The organism is Planococcus sp. ANT_H30, assembly GCF_008369335.1.
Classification (GTDB): domain Bacteria; phylum Bacillota; class Bacilli; order Bacillales_A; family Planococcaceae; genus Planococcus; species Planococcus kocurii.
Window position 1 is genome coordinate 587,645 of record NZ_VOBJ01000001.1, and the last position, 22,116, is coordinate 609,760.

Consider the following 22,116-nt stretch of genomic DNA (forward strand, 5'->3'; position numbering starts at 1 on the left):
TCGCGTTTAATATAAAATCTTCTTCCACATATTCCGGCGCTGCTTTGGAAATATTCCATAAGGTTTGTCTGCTGCAAAATCTTCTGGAAATCCATTCAGGTCAAATGAATCATTAACATTTGGTGGGAGTTGTTCATATTGATACAAAAACTCAAAATCAATAAGTTTTAATCCATCAGAGCTCAGCAAGACATTTCCGGGATGAAAGTCAATTAGCGCATAGCCTTTATTGTAGAAAAATTCATTTATCGTAAAAATCTCCTGCTTATGTTTTCGTTTTAGAATTTGCTTTTTAATATGCCAACTTTCAGTCAGTCGTTTGGTTTTCAAGTACGGAACGATAATGTAATTCTCCCCACTGTCTAGCAGCTTCGGAATAAAATCACACTCCTTACTCAATTCTCCGTAAACAAATTTTTCTCGTTCCAAAAATCGTTCTCTACCCGCTTTATACGTTTTCTTCACCGCTTTATTTCCTAGATATTCAATAATCTCTACTTTAGCGCGTCGCTTTTTTTCTGAAACGTCTGCAATTACTTTTTCCTGCGTTCGATAAGCTTCATCCCAACAATTGATGACGTTTTTAACTTCATTTACGAGATCAGGAGCAACTGCAGCGATATAATCCAGCGCTTCAATTTCATCATCGGCGCTGTGAAGTGGATTAGCACGTTGTTCTTTGGACAATGAACCATTAATTTCCGAGCGCAGCTGCTCTTTTAGTAAGTAATGTTCATTTGAGACATGCGGATACTTTTTCTTCATTTTTGAATCGAGTTGTTTTGGATGATAATCATACATGACCAGTAAAGTGGAAGGCTTACCTCCACTAACTGGCCATGGACCTTGCCCCCAATTTCCTCCTCGCAAATTTTGAGCAGCGTTTCTTTTTTGTTCATCATCGAGTTTGATTGCACGAATTAAACATAGACCATTACGTTCAAACCAGTCGATCATGTAATCTGTCAGTTGCCGCTGTTCTGCCCATTCCCGAACGACAAAAACCATTAATTCGCCATCCTTCTCAAAATGATGTTCACTTGACTTGATAACAGACTCTAACCAATTGCCACTGACTTCAATAAGCTTCCGAATGGTATCTGTCGAAGGTGCCCAGCCTTGTTCCTCCAGAAAATGATGAAAATAAGGCAAACTAATTTCTTCAAGAGAATTACCCGTTTCAGCTGCAAGTTGCTGAAGAACTGCTGGATAATCATGATCTTGAGGCATTTTTTTAACACGGCCTTCTACGTTTGCTGGAATTCCTGATTTTTCACCTTTATGATAAACTGCGTGATACATCAGACTAAGAAAATAATGAATGTTAGACGGTACGTAATACTTGTTGTTCCACAGTTTTTTTTGGTCCAATATGGTTTCAGCAAGATAAGGTGGGTAATAGGCAATATTCTTAAAGTTACTGCCTGTCAGCCCCCCTACGCTATAAATATCAAACGGTAATATGCCGACTTTCTCATTTAACAGTTCTCTGACTTTTTCAATATGTCTATCTGAAACTAGCAGATCGACATCTTCGTTAAGGTCTAGAAAAGGAAGTTCATCAAACCAGCGCAATACAACGTAATCCAGTTGGCGTTCGTTGAGAAGCTTAAAAAAAGAATCAAGTCCAAGTTCCGGTGACAAGTATTGTCGGGCTTCTTTGTCCTTTTGGTGATCTCGTTTAAAGACAACGGTCGCTTTTGTTTTTCCCAAACCGTCAATAAAGGATTCAAAATAGAACGTCCATTTTTTCTTTCTCGCTAGTTTGTAAGCCCAAAGCGGCAAGAAACTGGCACGATCAACAATGTTAGACGGAATGAAAAGAATTAAATTTGCTGATGAATGAAACGCATTTTTCAAATCTAAAAAATCAGCGTTATTCATAATCAATACTTCGGCATTGTTTTTATAAGTTAGCGTCTTTTCAGTCGCATAATACAGCTCTGGATCCTGTTTACCACTTGATTTACGTCGACAAATTCCAAGAAAGTTTTTATATCCTGAAGTTGCTAGCTGTTTTTTCAAACTGCTGGTTTCAGCATTGTATTCCAGTATTTTCACTGCTTGTTTGTTCGGATAAGAAGCCGTTATATACTCGCTGATTGTTGGCTGATTTGCCATCATTCCATTCCTCCTCGTCCACCGGCATACTAGACTATGCACATTTTGTTATTTTCTTGCATACTGCCTGTCGAAATACTGTTGGTATTCCCCGCTGATGATTTGTTGCCACCATTCCTTATTTTCCATAAACCAATCGATTGTCTGAGCAATGCCTGTTTCAAAATCATAAACAGGTCGCCAACCCAATTGCTCAATTTTTGTCGGATCGATTGCATACCGTTTATCGTGACCCAACCGATCTTCAACAAACTCGATCAAGTCATCTGATTTGCCTAAAGTCTCAATAATCGTCCGCACCACTTCCAAATTCGTTTGTTCGTTGTGACCGCCGATGTTGTAAACTTCGCCAATTTCCCCGCTATGCAACACTAAATCAATCGCTGAACAATGATCCAGAACGTGCAACCAGTCACGAACATTTTTGCCATCGCCATAAACAGGCACTTTCTGGTCATTTAATACGCGTGAAATTGTTAACGGAATTAGCTTTTCTGGAAAATGATAAGGACCATAATTATTAGAGCAACGCGTAATGTTAACTGGCAAACCGTAAGTCTCGTAATAAGCTCTGACCAATAAATCCGATGACGCTTTACTGGCACTATAAGGACTACTTGGCTGCAACGGTGTTGTTTCGGTAAAAAAAGTTGTCGGATCGAAATCTAACTCTCCGTATACCTCATCCGTCGAAACGTGGACAAACTTTTTGATCGTTGATCGTTTCGCAGCATCTAGCAAAACTTGTGTGCCTAACACATTCGTCCGGATAAAAACTTCTGGCTCTGTAATCGAACGATCTACGTGGCTTTCTGCTGCAAAATGAACAATATAAGTAAAATCTATTTGCCCAAATAGTTCACTAATTGCCTGCCGATCTGCGATATCAAGACGAACAAAGCTATAATTTTTTCCATTTTCGATTTTCTGATGTTTTGTTAAATCTCCTGCATATGTTAGTACATCTAAATTGTAAATATGATAATTCGGATATTTGTCGGCCATATATTGGACAAAGTTCCCCCCAATAAAACCCGCCCCACCGGTTACTAATAGGTTTTCCATAGGTGTGCTCCTTCTATGAGTTATTGGGCAACAATGTATTTCTCGGCAACAACGATTTTTCAGAAGCAATATCTAATAAATACTGCCCGTAATCTGTTTTTTTCAAAGGCTGCGCTAACTCAATCAATTGTGCTTGGCTAATATACCCTCTCCTATAAGCAATTTCCTCTAAACAAGCGACATATAACCCCTGTCTTTTTTGAATAGCTTCGACAAAGTTTGAAGCTTCCAGCAAAGCTTCGTGCGTCCCAGTGTCTAACCACGCTAGTCCACGCCCCATAATATTGACATTCAATTCCCCGCGCTTTAAATATTCATCGACAACAGAAGTAATTTCTTTTTCTCCTCGCGCTGAAGGCGTTATGCTTTTAGCGATTTCAACAACTTGATTGTCAAAGAAATAAAGACCTGGAATAGCATAGGAAGATTTTGGCTGTTCTGGTTTTTCTTCTATAGAAACGATATTTAATTCATCATCTATTTCAACTACCCCATACGCTCTCGGGTCCGCTACGTGACAGCCAAAAATAATGCTACCTTTCGTTAATTCTGCAGACTCTTGTAACCTGCTACCAAAATCCGAGCCATAAAAAACGTTATCGCCCAATACGAGCGCAACCGTTGAATCCCCAATAAAACTCTCACCAATCGTAAATGCTTCAGCCAATCCGTTCGGTTCTTCTTGGATTGCATATTCCAGTTTAATTCCTAATTTTTGCCCATTACCGAGCAAGCTTAAAAATCCAGAAATATCTCGTGGTGTTGAAATAATTAAAATTTCTTTAATTCCCGCAAGCATTAAAACAGACAGTGGATAATAAATCATGGGCTTGTCGTAGACAGGCAGCATTTGTTTGGAAATCGATTTTGTTAGCGGGTAAAGACGCGTACCCGTTCCACCAGCTAAAATTATTCCTTTCATCATAACTCCCTCATTTCTTATAGTTGAGATAGACTTTTTTGCGTCACATGAAGTTCTTGGATGATGCCGCAGATCGCTGCGACCGAATCGGTTGATAATGCCCCGTAATAAGGCATGGCCAGCACTTGCTGAACAGCCTTCTGACCATTCGGCAAGTTTTCCGGTCGTGCTGACGGTAAATCGCTGTACCAGTCAAAATCACTACATAAAGGATAAAAGTACTTTCTGGCAAATACATTGTGTTTTTGAAGTTCGCGATGAACATCGTCTCTCGATTTCCCAAATTTAGCCTCATCAATTTCAATAACAAAATACTGATAGCTGCTCGCTCTATCCTCAAGAGTCGTCAAGACTCTAATGCCTTCAATAGCTGCTAAATGCTGTTCATAGACTTTTTTAACGGCATGGCGCTTGGTTCGTTCTTCGTCCATTACTTTCAGAACTTCTAGCCCAACGCCTGCCTGGACCTCGTTCAACTTAGCATTTAACCCTGACAGCACTACTTCTTCAGAATTAGCAATTCCAAAGTTTCTCAGTAAATCCAGTTTTTTGACGAGCGCTGGATCCTGATAAACTAGTGCTCCACCTTCAATTGTGTTGAACAGTTTTGTCGCGTGAAAACTGAACATGGTCATATCTCCAAAACTGCTAATCGGTATACCGTTTATGTTTGAGCCAAAAGCATGAGCGCCGTCGTAAATTACTTTTAACCCATGCTTATCCGCAATTGCTTGGATTTTTTCCACATCGCACGGATTACCAAATACGTGAACACCCAAAATAGCACTTGTTTTTTCAGTAATTAAGGCTTCGATTTTATCGGCATCAATATTAAAAGTAACAGGGTCAATGTCGCAAAATACCGGCGTCAAGTTGTTCCAATCTAGTGCTTGTACAGTTGCTGGAAATGTAAATGGCGTTGTAATGACTTCACCTGTTAACGCTAAAGCTTTCAATCCGAGCAATAACGCTAACGTACCGTTATTGAACATAGACAAGTGATCCACTTCTAAGTAAACTTTCAGCTTGTCACTCAACTCATTGTGTTGTGCACCAAAATTCGTTAATTGCTTACTGTCCCACACCGTCTTTATCCGTGCTGTAACGTCTGTGATGTCTGGCAGTAACGGTCGAGTCACATAAATCGGATGTTCAAAAACTTTTGCCATTCCATTCCCTCCCTCAATGTCAACCTACTTTTTTCTGAATCATCCCGTCTTAGCGGGTTTTATCTTTTTTATGACCGGTACCAGTAACTTGTAGACCGTATCGAATTCTTTGATGTTAAACAATTTGCACATCGTAATGTACAGAACCGCTCCTATTCCAATTTGTATGATGAGCGTTAAAAGTTCTGTAAACGGCAAGAGATTGCCAACCCCGTATACAACAGATCCCATAACAACTGAAATTGTAAAAATCGGTAACAAATCCAGGAATTGTTCTTTCGTACTGTAAGAGATTTCACGTCCCGAAAAATAAACATTAATAAATAGTGATATAAACGAATCTAATACAACCGTTGCTACTAATGCCGTGAGACCTAAGTCCATCCAAATAACGGTAATAATCAATAGTGTTGGAACAATCGTTTTAATAATTTCTAAGTATAAGAATAAATCCGAGCGTCCTTTTACTTGTAAAATATTTAAATTTAAGGCATGAATCGGGTAAAGCATACCGGCAATGGCTAGAAGCTGAAAATAAGGAACCATATCTATCCATTTGGCACCAAATATTAAAAGAATGAGTGGCTCTGCAACAGCTGCAACACCTACCATGAGTGGAAAGATTAAAAATCCTGAAAGCTTAATAACCTTCTTAAAACTTTGTTTTAATCGCTCTTCTTGATCTTGAATACCACTTAACACCGGGTATGTCACACGTTGAATTGTCGCCGTTAACGACTGTGTCGCGACATCGCTAAATTTTGCAGCATTGGTGTAATACCCGAGGGCACCGGCTGAATATTGTTTACCAATAATCATGTAGTACACATTGTTGTAGGCAGTGTCGATTAATCCAGAAACAAGAAGTTTCCAACCAAATCCGAATAACTTTCGGAATGATGTCATGCTAAACGTTAACGAAGGCAGCCACTTTCTAGAAAAAACGAGAAGTAGCGCTTGAATTAAATTCATCAAGAGCATGCGGATGACTAAACTCCAGACACCATATCCTGTCATTGCCATTGCAACTGCAACTACGCCTGATAGAATACTGGCAGCCATATTGACTTTTGCCTGCACTTTGAAGTTCACTTCTTTTGTAAACATTGCCCGGGGAATAATTGAAAATGCATTAATGATGACGCCTAGCGCCAATACTTTAATAATGGATGTTAGTTGTGAGACTTCAAAAAAACCGCTAATTAATGGAGCAGAAAAGAATAACACAGCATAAATGACGATGGATACACCTAGATTAAAATAGAATACCGTCGAATAATCGGTTTGGTCGGCTTTTTGATCACGGATTAACGCTTGTGTAAATCCGCTGTCTACAAGTGAATTTGATAACGCAACAAAGACTAAAATCATTCCAATAATCCCAAAATCCTCCGGCATGAGTATACGTGCCAAGATAATTTGAATGATAAACTGAATGCCCTGATTCCCCATCAAGTCTCCGAAGCTCCACAGCAGTCCACTGATTGTCTTTTTCTTCAATGAATTTTCCTGTTTCATCTGCTGGCTCCTATCTGAAAAGCTATTTACTCAAACCTATTGGTAACTTGGTCGAATTAATAGTCCCCATCTATTGTTATTGATGTTCGAGACATTAAGAAAAACAACTTTACTTAAAACGCTTCAAAAAACTTAATACTCAGATTTTTAAGGCCGGATTTTATTTTTCAATCAAATCTAGGTAAATAAAATCTATTTAACATTCAAATTATTAGTCCTCCATTTCAGATACACTACTTTGTGCTTAATTCTAATTCTTAATTTTCATTCTATCACACTACATGTCATAAATAACAGATAATTTAGATTATTTTTTATTTTAATTAAGCAAATTATTCCACTTTATTTTGACCAAATGAAAACATATTCTTTTTTTGATAAATTTCACGCGTAAAATTCAGTTTTTTTCTGTTATATCCTTCCTGTTTCTTGTTATTTTCATCGAATTTATATTTTCAGACTCGTTGTAGGTCTATTTTGCTAATTAAAAGTCAAAACAAAAAGGAATTGGTTATAAAACAACCAATTCCTTTTTGTTTTTCGTTAGTAAGCAAGCTTTTTTAGCTAACAAGTACTTCAAATTGTGATTTTTTTAAAGATTCTTCTGAAAAATTCAGGTTTTACGTAAAATTGTCTATAACCTGCCTTCAATGTTTCTTTTATTTTTAGCTGTTTTAACAGCACATAAAAACGATCCCGACGTTTTGTTCGATTGATGACTTTATCGTATTTAAAATGAGTATAGCTATTAACTTCATCGAGTAGGTTTTCAACATCTTGAAGATGTTTTTTCTTTGCAGAGATGCCACAGAGTTGTGTATCCGTCCAAGAGCCTTTGACTTCTACTCGGTATGCAGCCATATTCCGGTCCATGTAATAAACCGTCCCGTTTAATGCCCCACAGATAACCAGTGGATAGTCACCGATTGTGGCGTTTAGGTAATACTCAGGCATCTCGGAAATTCTACTACGAGAATAGAGGATTGAATTGGTGGCGAACAGTTCTCCTCCTCCTTCAATCACTTCTTCTACCGAATAGATTTTGTTCTTATAACTTGGCCGAACCGCAGCAATCGTTTTTTTAGTTACGGCAGAGACCTTTTCTGCAGCATGTACGCACATGCTGCACTCAGGATGCCTTTCCATATAATCCACTTGTATTTGCAGTTTCTCTGGATCGGTCCAGTAGTCATCTCCTTCACAAACCGCCATATACTTCCCTAATGCACGTTCGTTAGCAAGTAACTCAAAAGGAATACCCTGGGAATACTGATTTTCGGTCTGATAGAATGGTTTAATAATATCTGGATACTGCCGTTCATATTTTCTGATGATATCAGCTGTTCGGTCAGTAGACGCATCATCATGAATTAAAATTTCAAAAGCGAAATTTGTTTTCTGCATCAATATACTGTCCAATGCTTCCGCTATAAAAGCTTCATGATTGTAACTGTTGCATTCAATACTCACCATTATCTCATTTGTCATAAATTACAGCCCCTTCCCAGTTAAGCATATTTTGTCAGCAGCTATAATGAATTCGTCCAACTCTCCACTGTCAGATTCAGCTGAACAAAATTTTACCAATTCATTTACACAGTTTATATCTTATCACAGAAACTAAATATAAATTGATTATTCTGAAAAATAAACAAAAAATTTACAATTATCCAAGCTGCCAACTACTGTTTGTCAATGACAATGAAATTCTCTTGCTGGTATTTTACTCTTAGGCTCTCATCGCGCAGAATCAGGTTGTTTTTTTCAACCGTATTGCCCTGCACGATATGTCCGTTTCCAACATTGATATAAATTCCACGCTCCGAGCTTTTTCTCGGATTGATTGCCAGATTATGAAGAATGCTAATATGATGACTCGGCGTCATCAAATTAGCACCTCCGTCACCCGGCCTGACAGCGATATTGTATTCATTGTTGTAGACTAAATTTCCTTTAATGACATTCGACTCTGCTCCATTTTTGACATCAATACCATAATAAAAACCGCTAACCATATTTTTTTCAACTTTACTGCCTTTTTCACTTTCTACCGTAATGCCTTGTTGATCGGTATAGCCTGGGCGATTTTCTGTCACTACGCAGCCTGTCACCAGGTTTTTCTTACCTCCCCCAAATAACGAAAGGTGGCCATCTCCAGAGTTTCTAACGACGCAGGACTCGATTGTGTTGTAATCTGATGCAAAATTAATAATACCGGAACCATAATTGGATTCACTCGTCACATTTCGAACAATATTGTTATTGGCGTGGTGCAAGTGAATGCCTTGAGAATAATTTTTGGTATAGACGTTTTCAATTGAACTTTCTTGGCTGTCTTGAAGCAGGATGGCAATATTGGAAGTTAATGATCCATCCGGTAGTTTATCCCCCATCAAAAAACCACCCTTTAAATGGACATCCGCAGTAGCCATAATCCAAAAAACACCATATTGCCCTGCTGATTCCGTCTTGAAAATCGCTTGATCCATCACAATCGTAATCGGCTTGGAAATTTTCAAGGCAAAAAAACTATCTCCATATCCTGTACTGGCTTTTAAATTAGGATTTTTGGTCAATTTATAAATCCCCGGTGGAATATGCATCGTCCCACCTATTGGCGTTTCATCAATAGCTCGCTGTATTGCTTTCGTGTCATCCGTCACACCATCACCTTCTGCTCCAAACTGTATTTTTGCATCAATTTTTTCTTCAGGTAAGAAAGAGCTTTGTCCCATAATAAATACAGCAACCATCCCACAAATTCCTAGTACACAAAGAAGCCTACGAAAAATCTTCTTGTAGGTCATCAACATTTCTCCTTCCACCTCCCCACTACATCGAAAGGTTATAGCATTGTTACACACTGTTTAATGCTAGTATAAGCTAATTTTTCTTTAAATGCACATTTTTCTGAATACTATTTTCTTTAAAAAATAACCATTTCCTCCTTCATTTTGTACTGTATTTAAAATTTTTATGTAGTTTGTTGGATAAACAAATGATTTACCCCCTCGCATTTACCTATACTATCAGCTATAATCGATAGAGAGTTTAATTTAATTGAAAATTTAGTTATATCTAACAAGAAAACGGATTCTGCATGACTGAACTTAGAATAGAGAAGATGAAGGTTAAAATGTATCCTACCAATTTGAAGAAATGAGGTTTTATTTTGAGGGATTTATTTTTGACAAAAGATTATATTGAACTTTATGAAAAGATGGAAGGAGGAAGCTGCGAAGTTTTCGAATTCGAACATCCTCTAGGATCGGTCTATCACCAATTTATCAAAAGAGAAATTCCGGTCTCACTAGAAGGTGGTCCTTATTTTGACCTTATGACGCCTTATGGCTACGGAGGTCCTGTCATTACCGATTTAGCGGACAAAACTGGTAAGGATGAACTGATTACGCAATTTTCTCAAGCTTTTCAAGATTATTGTCAAAGACACAATATCGTCAGTGAGTTTGTTCGCTTTCATCCGATTGCCGGCAATGCTGAAGATTTCAAGTCCTGTTATACGGTTCTTTTCAGGCGCCATACTACAGGCGTCACGTTAAAAGGGTTTGAAGATCCTGTACAGGAAGAATTTTCAGGCTCAACACGCAAGAGAATTCGAAAAGCATTAAGAGACGGTGTGACTTATCGAATTACATTGAATCCATCTAACTTAGATCAATTTCAAGATATTTATCTCACCACAATGAAACGCGTTGGTGCCGCCGATTTCTACTTGTTTGATCGTGAATACTTTTCAAAAATCCTTGATAATTTTGGTGATCAACTACTATTAGTTGAGGCCATTTTCGATTCCCAAGTGATTGGCGCAGAGCTCCATTTCCATTCCGGCAATGTCATCCATACTCATCTTTCTGGCACCGTTGACGGCGACTTTAATCACCTGTCACCTGTTTACGTCATGACCTACGCCATTGTGTTATGGGCTAAAGAACAAGGCGTGGAATATATTCATTCAGGTGGTGGTGTTAATCCTGGTCCCGATGACACGCTGTATTTATTCAAAAAGAAATTTGGGAAGAATACGGAATTTGACTACTATGTTGGCAATAAAATATGGGACCAACAAGTTTACCAGCAATTACTAAAAGAAACAGATTCCAATATTGAAAGCGAACTTTTCCCAGCCTATCGATGGCCATAAACATAAATGAAGAAGTCCCAAAAAACCGGTAAGCAGCTAATCCTGCTTACCGGTTTTTTAATGAAGGAATAGACATGATTAGTTTATAGACCGTCTTCAGTTCTCCGACGTTTGCAATCCAACAGGCCGTCACATAAACGACTATTCCAGCCGTAACCTGGATTGTCAGTTGGAAAAGAACTGGCGTTTTCAACATTTCGCCAAGTGTCCATACGACACCGCCCATTCCTAAAGACAGCAAGTACATTGGAAGTAAGTCACGCACTTTTTCTTTCGCTGGATATGCCACTTCTTTTTTAGAGAAATGACAGTTAACGAAAAATTCAAGGTACGTATTTAAGGTCGCAGCTACGATCAACCCAATAACTCCAAATTCTAGTCCAATGGCAATCAGCAATAGCACGGTCAATGAGGTTTTATTGATTATTTCCAAAAGAAGATACAAATCAGATCGGCCTTTTACTTGGAAAATGCTCAGATCGAGAGCTAAAATTGGGTAAAGCATTCCCGCGATGGATAACAATTGGAAGTAAGTGATCATTGGAAGCCATTTTTCACCAAACACGAGAAGTACTAGCGGCTCACCCACAGCTGCCATACCTACCATTATCGGAAAGATAAGAAAAGCTGCGAGCTTCGTGATGTTTTTATAAGACTGTTTTAAGCGTTCATTATCATCTTGAATGCGACTAAGCACTGGATACGTCACCCGTAGAATAGTAGCAGCTAAATTTTGTGAAACAATTTCACTAAAACGAGATGCATTTGTATAGTACCCTAATTGTGCAGTGGAATATTGCTTGCCGATAATCAAGAAATAAACATTGGTATAGAAAGTATCGATCAAACCTGAGACGAGAAGCTTCCAGCCAAAACCGAATAATCGTTTGAACGAGGTGACGCTAAACACGAATGAAGGCATCCACTTTTTCGATAGCGTAAACAACAGGGATTGAATGGTGTTCATCGACAATTGCCGTAGCACCAAACTCCAAACACCATATCCTGCCATCGCTAGTCCAACCGCGAGAAGTCCCGATAGAATACTGGAACTCAAATTAATTTTTGCTTGGACCTTGAAATTCACTTCTTTAGCGAACATCGCTTTGGGTATAACGGCAAATGAGTTGATCATAATACCGATAGACAATACGCGAACAAGCTGTACGAGTTGTGGCTCATCAAAAAAGCGACCAATACTTGGTGCTGCCGCGTAGAGAATCCAGTAAATCAGGACAGCAATCAAAAAATTAAAGTAAAAAACCGTTGAATAATCCGTTTGACTCGCGTTGCGTTCTCGTATTAAGGCTTGCGTAAATCCACTGTCGACTAAGGAATTAGACAATGCAATAAACACCAGTATCATGCCTATTAACCCAAAATGTTCAGGCAACAGCATGCGTGCCAAAATGATTTGAATAAGAAATTGAATGCCTTGATTGCCGACTAAATCCCCGAAACTCCACAGCAGACCGCCGATTGTCTTTTTTTTCATTGACGATTGTGGTTCCATTTACCGATCTCCTATCCTCCTGTTCGCCTTATCCTTATCGAATCATTTTCCACTTTACTTTTCGGAGCGTATTTGTGATGGTTGGAAAATACCGTTTCATCTCCAAAACTATTCGTTTTTTCATGCTGAGCTCTAAGTAAGTTTTTCGGTAGTCCCCCTGCTTTATTTCTTTAAATTTTCCCTGATCCAGTAAACGTAAAAACTGATAGCGATTTTTCGCCTTAATCAATGCATCGTTATACATAAAATGGGTGTATTCGTTAATCTCGTCGAACATTTCTTCCATATGATGATAATGGTTGATCCGCTTTGTGCTGGTCGCTAACTCCCGTTCTGTCCATGAGCCCTTAACTCCTACTCGATAAGCCGACATATTATCATCCAAATAATCTACTGTTCCATGAAGCGCGGCTAAAATAACCAACGGGTAATCTCCTACTACTGCATTCAAGTAAAATGGGGCAAGTACAGCTATTTTTTCTTTTGAATAGACCATGGAGTTTGTCGCAATCAAGTCGCCGTCTCCCTCTATCACGCGTTCCATGGAAAAAACGGCATTCCCATGCGCCGGTCTTACCGTAGATAGAACTTTCTTCTTGTCTGAAAGCACACGGTCTGCCGCATGCACCGTCATACTACAAGAAGGATGAGCCTCCATATAGTCAACTTGTTTTTGCAATTTGTAGGGATCTGTCCAATAATCGTCACCTTCACAAACAGCAATGTATTTTCCTTTGGCCCGGTTGTGATTAAAAAGTTCAACTCGAACTCCTTTTGAATATTGATTATGGGTTTGGTAGATTGGGTTAATTAAAGAGGGATACTTATTTTCGTATTGTTTGATTACGTGAGGACTATGATCAGTTGAGGCATCGTCGTAAATCAAGATTTCCACATCAAATGTTGTTTCTTGCATAAGAAAGCTATCAATCGCGTCAGCCAGATAATCTCCGTGATTGTAGCTCGTGCAGACAATGCTGACTAGCGGGGTAGTTGTCATGCGCTTCACTCCTCAATTTTGAGTAAGATAGATTACGAGTTTAACAGGTTTTTTTAGAAATACCGAGCAGAGATGACAGCTCAAATCATCGCTTTATACTCCTAGCTTAGTATCTTTTTCATTTTAGCATACAATGAAAAAATAAATACAAAAAATTCTAACTTTTCAGAAATAAAATAGCTTTGTAACATTTTTAAAACCCCTTTGAGCAATCTATGCTCAAAGGGGTTTTGTTATTTCGAATGCCATGCCCACGCGCTCGATATAATAGCAGTCAAATCGAATGTTGGTTGCCATCCTAATTCTTTGCTAATTTTATCGGATGAGGCAACTAAAGCTGCTGGATCTCCTGCACGTCTCGGCGCATAGTTAATCGTTGCTTGCTTGCCTGAAATTTGTTGACACGTTTCGATAATTTCATTGACCGAGTAACCTGCACCGTTACCAAGATTATAGGTTTGATTCGCAATTTCCCCACCGGTCATTCCTTCGTAAGAAAGAATATGCGCACGTGCCAAATCAGTTACATGAATATAGTCACGGACACATGTGCCATCACTTGTTTCATAATCCGTACCAAACACTGAAATTTGCTCACGCTCTCCAAGAAGATGCTGAAGTACAATTGGAATCAAATGCGATTCCGGATCATGGCTCTCACCGATTTCTCCCGAATGATGCGCACCTGCAGCATTAAAATAACGCAGCACGACGTATTGAAAATCGTGAACGCGAGCCATATCAGCCAAAATTTGTTCAATCATCAGTTTCGAGCGTCCATAAGGATTGATCGGATTGGTGGCAGTTTCTTCGGTAATCAGTTCTGAATTAGGTATGCCATAAGTCGCCGCTGTTGATGAAAAGATAAAGCGGTTGACGTTGTACTCGATCATTTTCTCCAAAAGCACCAAAGTGGCACCGACATTATTGCGGTAGTATTTTAGCGGATTTTCTACTGATTCCCCCACTAAGCTGTTCGCCGCAAAATGAAAGACTGCGTCAATGCTATACGTTTTGAAGATTGTGTCTACTACTTCCGGATCGCCCAAATCACCTTTGACGAAAGTTGCTCGCTTATCAACTAAGCTTTCAAAGCCAGTCGTCAAATTATCGAGCACGACTACCTCGTATGTAGTTACCAACTCTTTAACAGTGTGACTGCCAATATATCCTGCGCCCCCACAAACTAAAATTGCCATAGATTATTTTCCTCCTTTAGCTGTTTAACATTGTCTTATTGTCAATTATATCATTTGTAGAAAATTTGTAAGAGCGTTTATTTTATTGATGAGAACTGACTGCACTTGAAACGGGTAAAGCCGCACCTCGCACGGCTAGAAGCGCACCTCCATTCGACTAAACCGCACCCCAAACGGCTAGAAGCGCACCCCGAACGTCTATAACCGCACCTCACTTTACAGCAGGCAGTAAAAAACACGATTCCCCAAGCTTTTATCCGCTCTAAAAGGAAACGTGTTTGATTTTATTCTTCTACAAAAAAGTTTTGGCTTTCATAAACTTCTAAATCTTTTTCTGGAATGATGAGATTGTCGACATTTAACGTATTTCCAATCACGACATGGCCGTCACCTGCACCAACATAAATTCCATAGGAGGATTTACCTCGCGGGTCCACAACCATATTGTTAAGAATCTGTGTATTGTAGCTTGGCAACTCTAAGTTTTCACCACCATCTCCTCCTCTTACCGCGATATTGTATTCGTTATTAAAAGCGATGTTCGATTCAATGATGTTCGACTCTGAAGCATTTTTGACATCAATGCCATAGTAAAATCCGCTTACTGTATTGTTTTCAATCGTGCTAGCCTTTTCACTTTCCACAGTAATTCCTTGTTGATCCTCATAACCTGGCCGATCTTCAGTAACCATGCAGTTAACTACACGGTTGTCACTGCCACCTCCATAAAGAGAGATATGGCCATCACCCGAATTTCGCACGACGCATGAATCAATGACATTTTGATCAGAGTCAAAGTTGATAATCCCTGATCCATAATTGAATTCGGAGGTTACTTTTCGAACAATATTATGATCTGAATGGTTGAGATGCACGCCTTGAGAATAATTTTTCATGTAAGTGTCTTCAATTGAACTGTTGTTCGTATACAAAAACAAAATTGCGATATGAGAGGTTAAAGAGCCTTCTTCTGGTAAACGTTCTCCCATAAGAAAACCACCTTTTAAATGAACATCTTCTGTTTCATTCACCCAAAACACACCGTATTCGTCATCTGTATCTGTTTGAAATATAACTTCGTCCATTACAATAGTGATTGGCTTTGAAATTTTTAATGCAAAATAACTGTCACCATATCCAGTGACCGCTTTCAAATCTGGGTTTTTGCTAAGCTTGTAAACACCCGGTGGAATTTCCAACGTTCCTCCAGCTGGTGTTTCGTCGATGGATTTTTGAATTTCTGTCGTTTTATCGACTGCTTCGTCTAAAGCTGCACGATTGCTTTCACTTCCGTTTTCAACTTCAACTTCTTGCGGTAGCTTTTCCATTATTAAAAAGAAATAACTACCCCCCGCGACGCCTAGAAGCAATAGCAGCACAAAACCTATTTTCCTTATGTTCATCCCAATCACCCCCTACAGCATAAAATGTCTTCACTTCTTATCATACAGATAGTTGACTGGAAATAACAATTAAAAAACTGAAAATTCAAATAAAAATCATAATTAGTCATTAAGAACTAAAAAACACGACACCTCATAGTTGCTCTGAAGGATGCCGTGTCTTGTTTTCTCTATGTGATTTTTGTTGTTCTGCTGGTTGTGGTTCTAAAATAGTGACAACCGTTTCTTTTGCGACAGTGTCTTTGTTACGTGCCAATAGTTCTTCGCGATGGCGATGGCTAGCATCTTCTCGTTTTGAGCTTGCTTTTCCCAACGAAAAAATGATGGCCGCAACGAATACAAAACCACCTGTTAGTAAAGCCCACATGGACTCCACCTCTCTTTTGGCAAACTAATTGCTGACATGATTGCATTACTCCTTATAATTTCCATTATTATTGCTAATTGATACTATCTTACGCTAAATTCTCAACATTTACTAGTCTCATATCTATCAGCGCACCAGAATTATCTATGACTTTTGAACCTAATCCAGTCATAAAGTTGTCATTTTTACATCTTTACTTTCTTTTTAACGTCTTTTCTTTCATCGAATCCCATAAATACCCAAACAAGCTATAGATTAAAACGCCTAAAGTTGCCCCAGCACTATCAATCATGACATCTCTAACTTCTCCGCTTCGTCCTTCAATAAACAATTGATGGATCTCATCAGTTGTTGCGAACAATATACACATGCCAAGTCCAAGAATTAGTTGTTTGAGTCCAGTAAATCCACTGCTTCTCCAGGCATTCAAACTTAACAGACCCAGCAGAAAATAAGCGGAAAAGTGAGCGTTTTTTCGAATAAAGGTATGAAATGTTTCCACATCTAATTCTACTTGCGGTGCTATTAGATTAAGGAGGTCTAACAATGCCGTTACAACGCCCGAACTTAAATTACTTGATGCAGAACCTGGTTGATGAGACAGATAAAAAATAACCGCCATCCAGAACAACGCTGCTATCCATGAAAAAAATTTATAAGTAGTCATATGATAAGTCCTTTTCTGTTGAAATTAGTTCATATTCAATAAAGTCTATTATAACAGGTAGTTTAAAAAGCGAAAACCAGCCCTATCGATAGGAAGAGTCGTTTTCTGAATCCCTGAAGCTTTTAGACAACCCAAAAAGAGGTCTGCTCCAAAGCAGACCTCTCGTTTTACGCGTAAATAATTAGTAGAAGCAGTTTATTTATGTACTGCTTGTGTTACTTTTGAGCGATAAGCTGGGAAGGATGTTGATTCTTTGTCCACCCATGCTGTTGTGCACAGTAAATCGTAAATTTTTTGATTCCAGATTTTATTGCTAATGTAGTACTTGAATTCTGTGTTTTTACCGAATTGCTTTTTGAATAGATACAAAGGATCGTCCGCGTTTCCTGTTACACCGCCACCTTCGTGAGTCAGCTCCATGCCATTCTCTTTCCCCCACTTAACGAGCGCGTATCGCATAATAAAAGCAGAAGACAGGTGTTGGTATTCTTTGAGTGTTCCAGATAAGTGAATGTGGATAAATTTTTCGTGAATCAAGTTTAAGCCAACTGCAATAACCTTTTCTTCGTACAATACTTCTACAAGAACGATGTGTTCTCCTAAAGTATCCAGCAATTTACTGAAATAGGCATCATTGAAATAGTAGACAGCATCCGCGTCTTTTCTTTTCATCGTTGAATAGTAAAGACGTTTAAATTCCTCTAAATCTGGAGGATTGACTGTTACTCGGTATTCTACACCTGCTTGTAAAGCTTTTTGAATACTTTTTTGCTTTGACTTCGAAAATTCTGATTTGACAGGATCGTCGTGATCTTTCAAGTTGGTTCCTGTTGTATACCTGCGAAATGTTAAGTCATAGCAACTTTCAAAATCTTGCGCATTCGTAAACAAAGGATGAAAACGTACAAACTCACAAACAATATTTTCTTTTTGACAATACGCTTTAAAAGCAAGCTGAAAAGCTTGAACTAGCTCACGCTTATGGACTTCTTCACATTTCGTAATGCGAGGACCACCATAGCCATAAGGTGTCGTAATATCAAAATAGGGTTCTTCATTGATGCTTATTGGAACAGCTCTTTTAATGAACATGTGATTGACTGTTCCTAAATCATGATGAAATTCAAAAACCTCGCACGTTCCTTGTTCAATTTTTTCATAGAGTCGACCATAATTTGGTTCAAAGTAAATATCATTCACCTCAAAGATGCCTCCTTCACCTGGATTTAAAAAACACTGACAGATTGATCATAAAAGCTAGCTGTTAAGATTTTCCACTCTTCATCAAATAGTCTACCACAGTTTTTTTGTTTATTCACTAAAGAAATCAGATTTTTGAGATTATTCACCTTTTAAGCTATTCATACAAAGATACCGTTGATCAGTAGACACAAATAAAAATCGTTTCACCCGATTGGATAAAACGATTTTTATGGCCTTCTGCTTATTTCTCGCTAATGTATGACTGTTTTAACTTTTCCTCAAAAAGCTTTAACAATCGATCTTTAAGTTCAGGGCGTTTTAAAGCAAATTCAATAGTCGTTTCAATAAAGCCAAATTTTTCACCGACATCAAAGCGCTGTCCTTCAAATTCATAAGCATAGACAGACTGTACTTCGTTGAGCTGTTGGATAGCATCGGTTAATTGAATTTCGCCGCCTGCACCAAGCTGATGCTGTCCTAAAAAATCGAAAATTTCAGGTGTCAAAATGTAACGGCCCATAATGGCATAATTGGATGGAGCAGTTCCCGCTTCTGGCTTCTCCACAAAGTTATCAACTTTAATTAGCTTTCCGTCAATTGAAACGGGATTAATAATGCCATAACGATGCGTTTCGTCTTCTGGAACTTGCTGAACGCCGATGACACTTTTACCAGTCAACTCGTTTTGCTTCATCAACTGAGCAAGACAAGGCTCGTCGTTTTCTACAATATCATCGCCTAGCAATACGGCAAATGGTTCATTGCCAATAAAGCGGCGCGCGGACCAAATGGCATGACCAAGTCCAAGTGGTTCTTTTTGACGAATGTAATGGATTTCCACATTGGAAGTTTCTAGAACCGAATCAAGCATGTCAATCTTGCCTTTTTTTAATAAGGTGTCTTCCAATTCAAAGGCGTGGTCGAAATGATCTTCAATGGCACGCTTTCCTTTACCAGTAACAATGATAATGTCTTCAATTCCAGAAGCAATTGCTTCTTCCACTATGTACTGAATTGTTGGCTTATCGACGATAGGTAGCATTTCTTTTGGCATTGCTTTAGTTGCCGGAAGAAATCGTGTTCCAAGACCAGCAGCTGGAATTATTGCTTTTTTAACTTGCATCTTTTCACCTTCTCATTCTTATTTTCTAAGCCTTTATTGTTTAATAATAACAGTTCTCTATTATAAAGCTATTGTTATAAAACCGTTTCAGCCTTAGCACGACGAATCGCTTTTAACATGAAAATATTTTATTAATAAATTTTGAAAATAAATCAATTTTATTGATAGCTGTGCTAAGATAAATAAGTCATACGTCCTTAATTACATTCAATAATTTCTATTTTTTTATAAATAACTCTATCTTTTTACTCTCTACTAAATAAAGGAAGTGTAAATTACTTGAACGTTTTACCATTGTCTTACGATCCACGATTAATCTTTCTTTCGGTCGCTGTCGTTTTCGTTTCTTCTTTTATCGCCTTGAACATCAGCGGAATGTTGCACGAGACCGTTGGAAAAGCACGAATAAAATGGATCTTGTTCGGAGCTCTCGTCATGGGACTTGGCATTTGGTCTATGCATTTTATCGGTATGCTGGCTTTTCATCTCTCGATGGAAGTAACCTATAATACAGCGTTGGTTGTTATTTCAATCTTTCCGGCTCTTTTCGCAAGCGGACTTGCTTTCAGCATTATCAGTAAACCCGTCGTCCAAAAATTCGAGGTAATCGCTGGTGCTGTTTTAATTGCAACCGGCATTGTTGCCATGCATTACACTGGGATGGCCGCGATGCAAACGCAGGCGATTGTCTACTATGATGCCGTACTGTGGATATTGTCAGTAGTGGTCGCGTTAGTCGCTGCTCTATTAGCCATGTTTTTACTGCATTATTCGAGAGACCGGCACGGATTTTCTTGGTCAAAAATAGCCAGCGCTGCGCTGATCACGATCGGTGTTTCAGGCATGCATTACATCGGCATGTTAGCTGCACGATTTGAAGCGTCTACTCATCACGTAACAACAGCTCCTTCAATGAACAGTAGTTATCTTGCTTATAATGTTGGGATTGGCATGGCATTAATTTTGCTGATTGCTGTACTGAGCATTCGCAGCGACAACAAAGTAAAATCATTACTTGATGAATACAATCGTCAATTTCAATCGATTATCGAATCCGCAACAGATGGGATTGTCGTAACAGATGCAAAAGGCACAATCATCCAGTGGAATGGAGGCGCACAGTCTCTTTTTGGCTACAACAAAAAGGAAATTGTTTACGAAGATGTTCGTTTAATTTTTCCTGAAGCACGCCAGGATCCGAGTCAATACGTCGAAGCATCAATCACTCAAAAAACGCTTGAGCTAATTGGCTCAAAAAAAGATGGCAGCCAGTTTCCAGTTGAATTATCCATAGGATCTTGGGAAACAGCCAAAGGCAACTACTACAGCCTGATTATTCGAGACATCACTGACCGGAGAACAAACGAAGAGAAAATCAGCAACCTGGTCTACCTGGATTCGTTAACGAGCTTGCCAAATCGCCGATTGTTCAATGATCGCCTTCGTTCGACAATCAATCAAGCACTAGAAAGTAAGATGGTTTTATCTGTACTTTACCTTGACTTAGACCATTTCAAGATGGTCAACGACACGTATGGTCATCAACTAGGGGATCAGCTGTTAGTGAAAGTGGCCGATCGCATTAAATCCTGTATCCACAAAAATGATACATTTGCGAGGATTGGCAGTGATGAATTTGTTTTACTGCTGCCCAACACGGACGATGAAAAAACTCAAACTACCGCACAGAAAATTTTAGAGATGTTAAGTAACCCCTTCCAATTAAACAACGAAGCTGTTTTTATTACGCCTTCTATCGGTGCTAGTTTATTTCCAGCGGATAGCACAGATGCTGAAACTTTAGTGAAAAATGCCGATCTTGCGATGTACCGCGTGAAAGAAGAAGGCAAAAACAACTTTCAATTTTTTACTTCTGAGATGAATGAACTGATTGCTCGGAAATCAAAAATTGCTATGAGTATCCGAAAAGGCTTAGAGCTGAACGAATTTTCGGTTCATTATCAGCCACAATTTGATCTTGAAACCGAAAAAATCATTGGTGTTGAAGCGTTGGTTCGCTGGCATCATGCGAAGCTTGGAACCATTTCTCCTGCTGAATTTATTCCAATTGCAGAAGAAAGTGGCATGATTCTGCGTATCGGTGAATTTGTTCTTCGAACTGCTTGTCAACAAACAAAAGATTGGCAAGATGCAGGAGTAGAGCCGTTTCGCGTAGCTGTCAATATTTCAGCGAAGCAGTTTTCACAAGGGAATATTGCCGAAGTCATCACGTTAGCTTTAGACGATGCGGGACTCGCACCTGAATTTCTTGAACTCGAATTAACTGAAAGCATCATTCAAGGCGCTACATCCGCCATTTCAAAAATGCAACAACTCAAAGCGATGGGCATTCATTTATCAATTGATGATTTTGGTACTGGCTACTCTTCTTTAAGCTATTTAAAATTGTTCCCGATTGATACATTAAAAATTGACCAACATTTCACACGCAATATTCTCATTGATTCAAAAGATGCAGCTTTGGTCGACACAATCATCCAAATGGCTCGTAATCTAGGATTGAATGTAATCGCTGAAGGCGTGGAAACTTTGGAACAGCTAACATTTTTAAAAGCTCGACGATGCAATCAAGCTCAAGGCTATTATTTTCAAAAGCCTTTATTGCCTGAAAAAATAGAGGAATTGTATTTGAAAGTAAAAACTAGATAAATCGTTAAAAATAG

Annotated in this window: 17 protein-coding genes; 2 read left to right on the forward strand and 15 right to left on the reverse strand. The window is 38.8% G+C overall.

Annotated features, from left to right (window positions below):
• Positions 1 to 6: 6 nt before the first annotated feature.
• The 7 genes from FQ085_RS02855 to FQ085_RS02885 all read right to left on the reverse strand — a co-directional run bounded on the left by FQ085_RS02855 (position 7) and on the right by FQ085_RS02885 (position 9,602).
• Complete coding sequence (locus FQ085_RS02855; protein ID WP_262499741.1) at positions 7 to 2,124, reverse strand: protein kinase family protein; 2,118 nt, start codon at positions 2,122 to 2,124, stop codon at positions 7 to 9.
• A 45-nt stretch (positions 2,125 to 2,169) separates the two neighbouring features.
• Positions 2,170 to 3,186, reverse strand: a complete 1,017-nt coding sequence (gene rfbB / locus FQ085_RS02860) for a dTDP-glucose 4,6-dehydratase (RefSeq protein WP_149455861.1) — start codon at positions 3,184 to 3,186, stop codon at positions 2,170 to 2,172.
• A 13-nt stretch (positions 3,187 to 3,199) separates the two neighbouring features.
• Complete coding sequence (rfbA, locus tag FQ085_RS02865) at positions 3,200 to 4,108, reverse strand: glucose-1-phosphate thymidylyltransferase RfbA (protein ID WP_078080630.1); 909 nt, start codon at positions 4,106 to 4,108, stop codon at positions 3,200 to 3,202.
• A 17-nt stretch (positions 4,109 to 4,125) separates the two neighbouring features.
• Positions 4,126 to 5,277 (reverse strand): DegT/DnrJ/EryC1/StrS family aminotransferase, encoded by a 1,152-nt coding sequence (locus FQ085_RS02870; protein ID WP_149455862.1) that lies wholly within the window; start codon positions 5,275 to 5,277, stop codon positions 4,126 to 4,128.
• Between the two features lie 39 nt (positions 5,278 to 5,316).
• Positions 5,317 to 6,795, reverse strand: a complete 1,479-nt coding sequence (locus FQ085_RS02875; protein ID WP_149455863.1) for a lipopolysaccharide biosynthesis protein — start codon at positions 6,793 to 6,795, stop codon at positions 5,317 to 5,319.
• Positions 6,796 to 7,371: 576 nt separating this feature from the next.
• Complete coding sequence (locus FQ085_RS02880) at positions 7,372 to 8,283, reverse strand: glycosyltransferase (protein WP_149455864.1); 912 nt, start codon at positions 8,281 to 8,283, stop codon at positions 7,372 to 7,374.
• A gap of 194 nt (positions 8,284 to 8,477) precedes the next feature.
• Positions 8,478 to 9,602 (reverse strand): right-handed parallel beta-helix repeat-containing protein, encoded by a 1,125-nt coding sequence (locus FQ085_RS02885; RefSeq protein WP_058384598.1) that lies wholly within the window; start codon positions 9,600 to 9,602, stop codon positions 8,478 to 8,480.
• Positions 9,603 to 9,967: 365 nt separating this feature from the next.
• Here FQ085_RS02885 and FQ085_RS02890 point away from each other — a divergent pair, with 365 nt between their 5' ends.
• Positions 9,968 to 10,957, forward strand: coding sequence for a GNAT family N-acetyltransferase (locus FQ085_RS02890; protein WP_149455865.1), 990 nt, complete (start codon positions 9,968 to 9,970; stop codon positions 10,955 to 10,957).
• Positions 10,958 to 11,003: 46 nt separating this feature from the next.
• On the opposite strand, the gene FQ085_RS02895 is transcribed toward FQ085_RS02890, so the two are convergent.
• The 8 genes from FQ085_RS02895 to galU form a co-directional block, all read right to left on the reverse strand.
• The gene (locus FQ085_RS02895; RefSeq protein ID WP_149455866.1) at positions 11,004 to 12,470 is read right to left on the reverse strand and encodes a lipopolysaccharide biosynthesis protein; all 1,467 of its coding nucleotides are present in this window, start codon (positions 12,468 to 12,470) and stop codon (positions 11,004 to 11,006) included.
• A 34-nt stretch (positions 12,471 to 12,504) separates the two neighbouring features.
• Complete coding sequence (locus tag FQ085_RS02900; protein ID WP_149455867.1) at positions 12,505 to 13,470, reverse strand: glycosyltransferase family 2 protein; 966 nt, start codon at positions 13,468 to 13,470, stop codon at positions 12,505 to 12,507.
• Positions 13,471 to 13,703: 233 nt separating this feature from the next.
• Entirely contained in the window at positions 13,704 to 14,669 is a 966-nt protein-coding gene (gene galE, locus FQ085_RS02905; RefSeq protein WP_149455868.1) for a UDP-glucose 4-epimerase GalE, read from the reverse strand.
• Positions 14,670 to 14,953: 284 nt separating this feature from the next.
• Positions 14,954 to 16,072: a right-handed parallel beta-helix repeat-containing protein gene (locus tag FQ085_RS02910; RefSeq protein WP_149455869.1), complete on the reverse strand. Its 1,119-nt coding sequence runs from the start codon at positions 16,070 to 16,072 to the stop codon at positions 14,954 to 14,956.
• Between the two features lie 133 nt (positions 16,073 to 16,205).
• Entirely contained in the window at positions 16,206 to 16,439 is a 234-nt protein-coding gene (locus FQ085_RS02915; protein WP_149455870.1) for a hypothetical protein, read from the reverse strand.
• A 193-nt stretch (positions 16,440 to 16,632) separates the two neighbouring features.
• Positions 16,633 to 17,106, reverse strand: a complete 474-nt coding sequence (locus FQ085_RS02920) for a VanZ family protein (RefSeq protein WP_149455871.1) — start codon at positions 17,104 to 17,106, stop codon at positions 16,633 to 16,635.
• Between the two features lie 195 nt (positions 17,107 to 17,301).
• Positions 17,302 to 18,306, reverse strand: a complete 1,005-nt coding sequence (locus FQ085_RS02925) for a peptidoglycan bridge formation glycyltransferase FemA/FemB family protein (protein ID WP_058384590.1) — start codon at positions 18,304 to 18,306, stop codon at positions 17,302 to 17,304.
• A gap of 244 nt (positions 18,307 to 18,550) precedes the next feature.
• Positions 18,551 to 19,432, reverse strand: coding sequence for a UTP--glucose-1-phosphate uridylyltransferase GalU (gene galU, locus FQ085_RS02930; RefSeq protein WP_058384589.1), 882 nt, complete (start codon positions 19,430 to 19,432; stop codon positions 18,551 to 18,553).
• Between the two features lie 435 nt (positions 19,433 to 19,867).
• Here galU and FQ085_RS02935 point away from each other — a divergent pair, with 435 nt between their 5' ends.
• The gene (locus FQ085_RS02935) at positions 19,868 to 22,102 is read left to right on the forward strand and encodes a bifunctional diguanylate cyclase/phosphodiesterase (RefSeq protein ID WP_082707587.1); all 2,235 of its coding nucleotides are present in this window, start codon (positions 19,868 to 19,870) and stop codon (positions 22,100 to 22,102) included.
• The last annotated feature ends 14 nt before the right edge of the window (positions 22,103 to 22,116 follow it).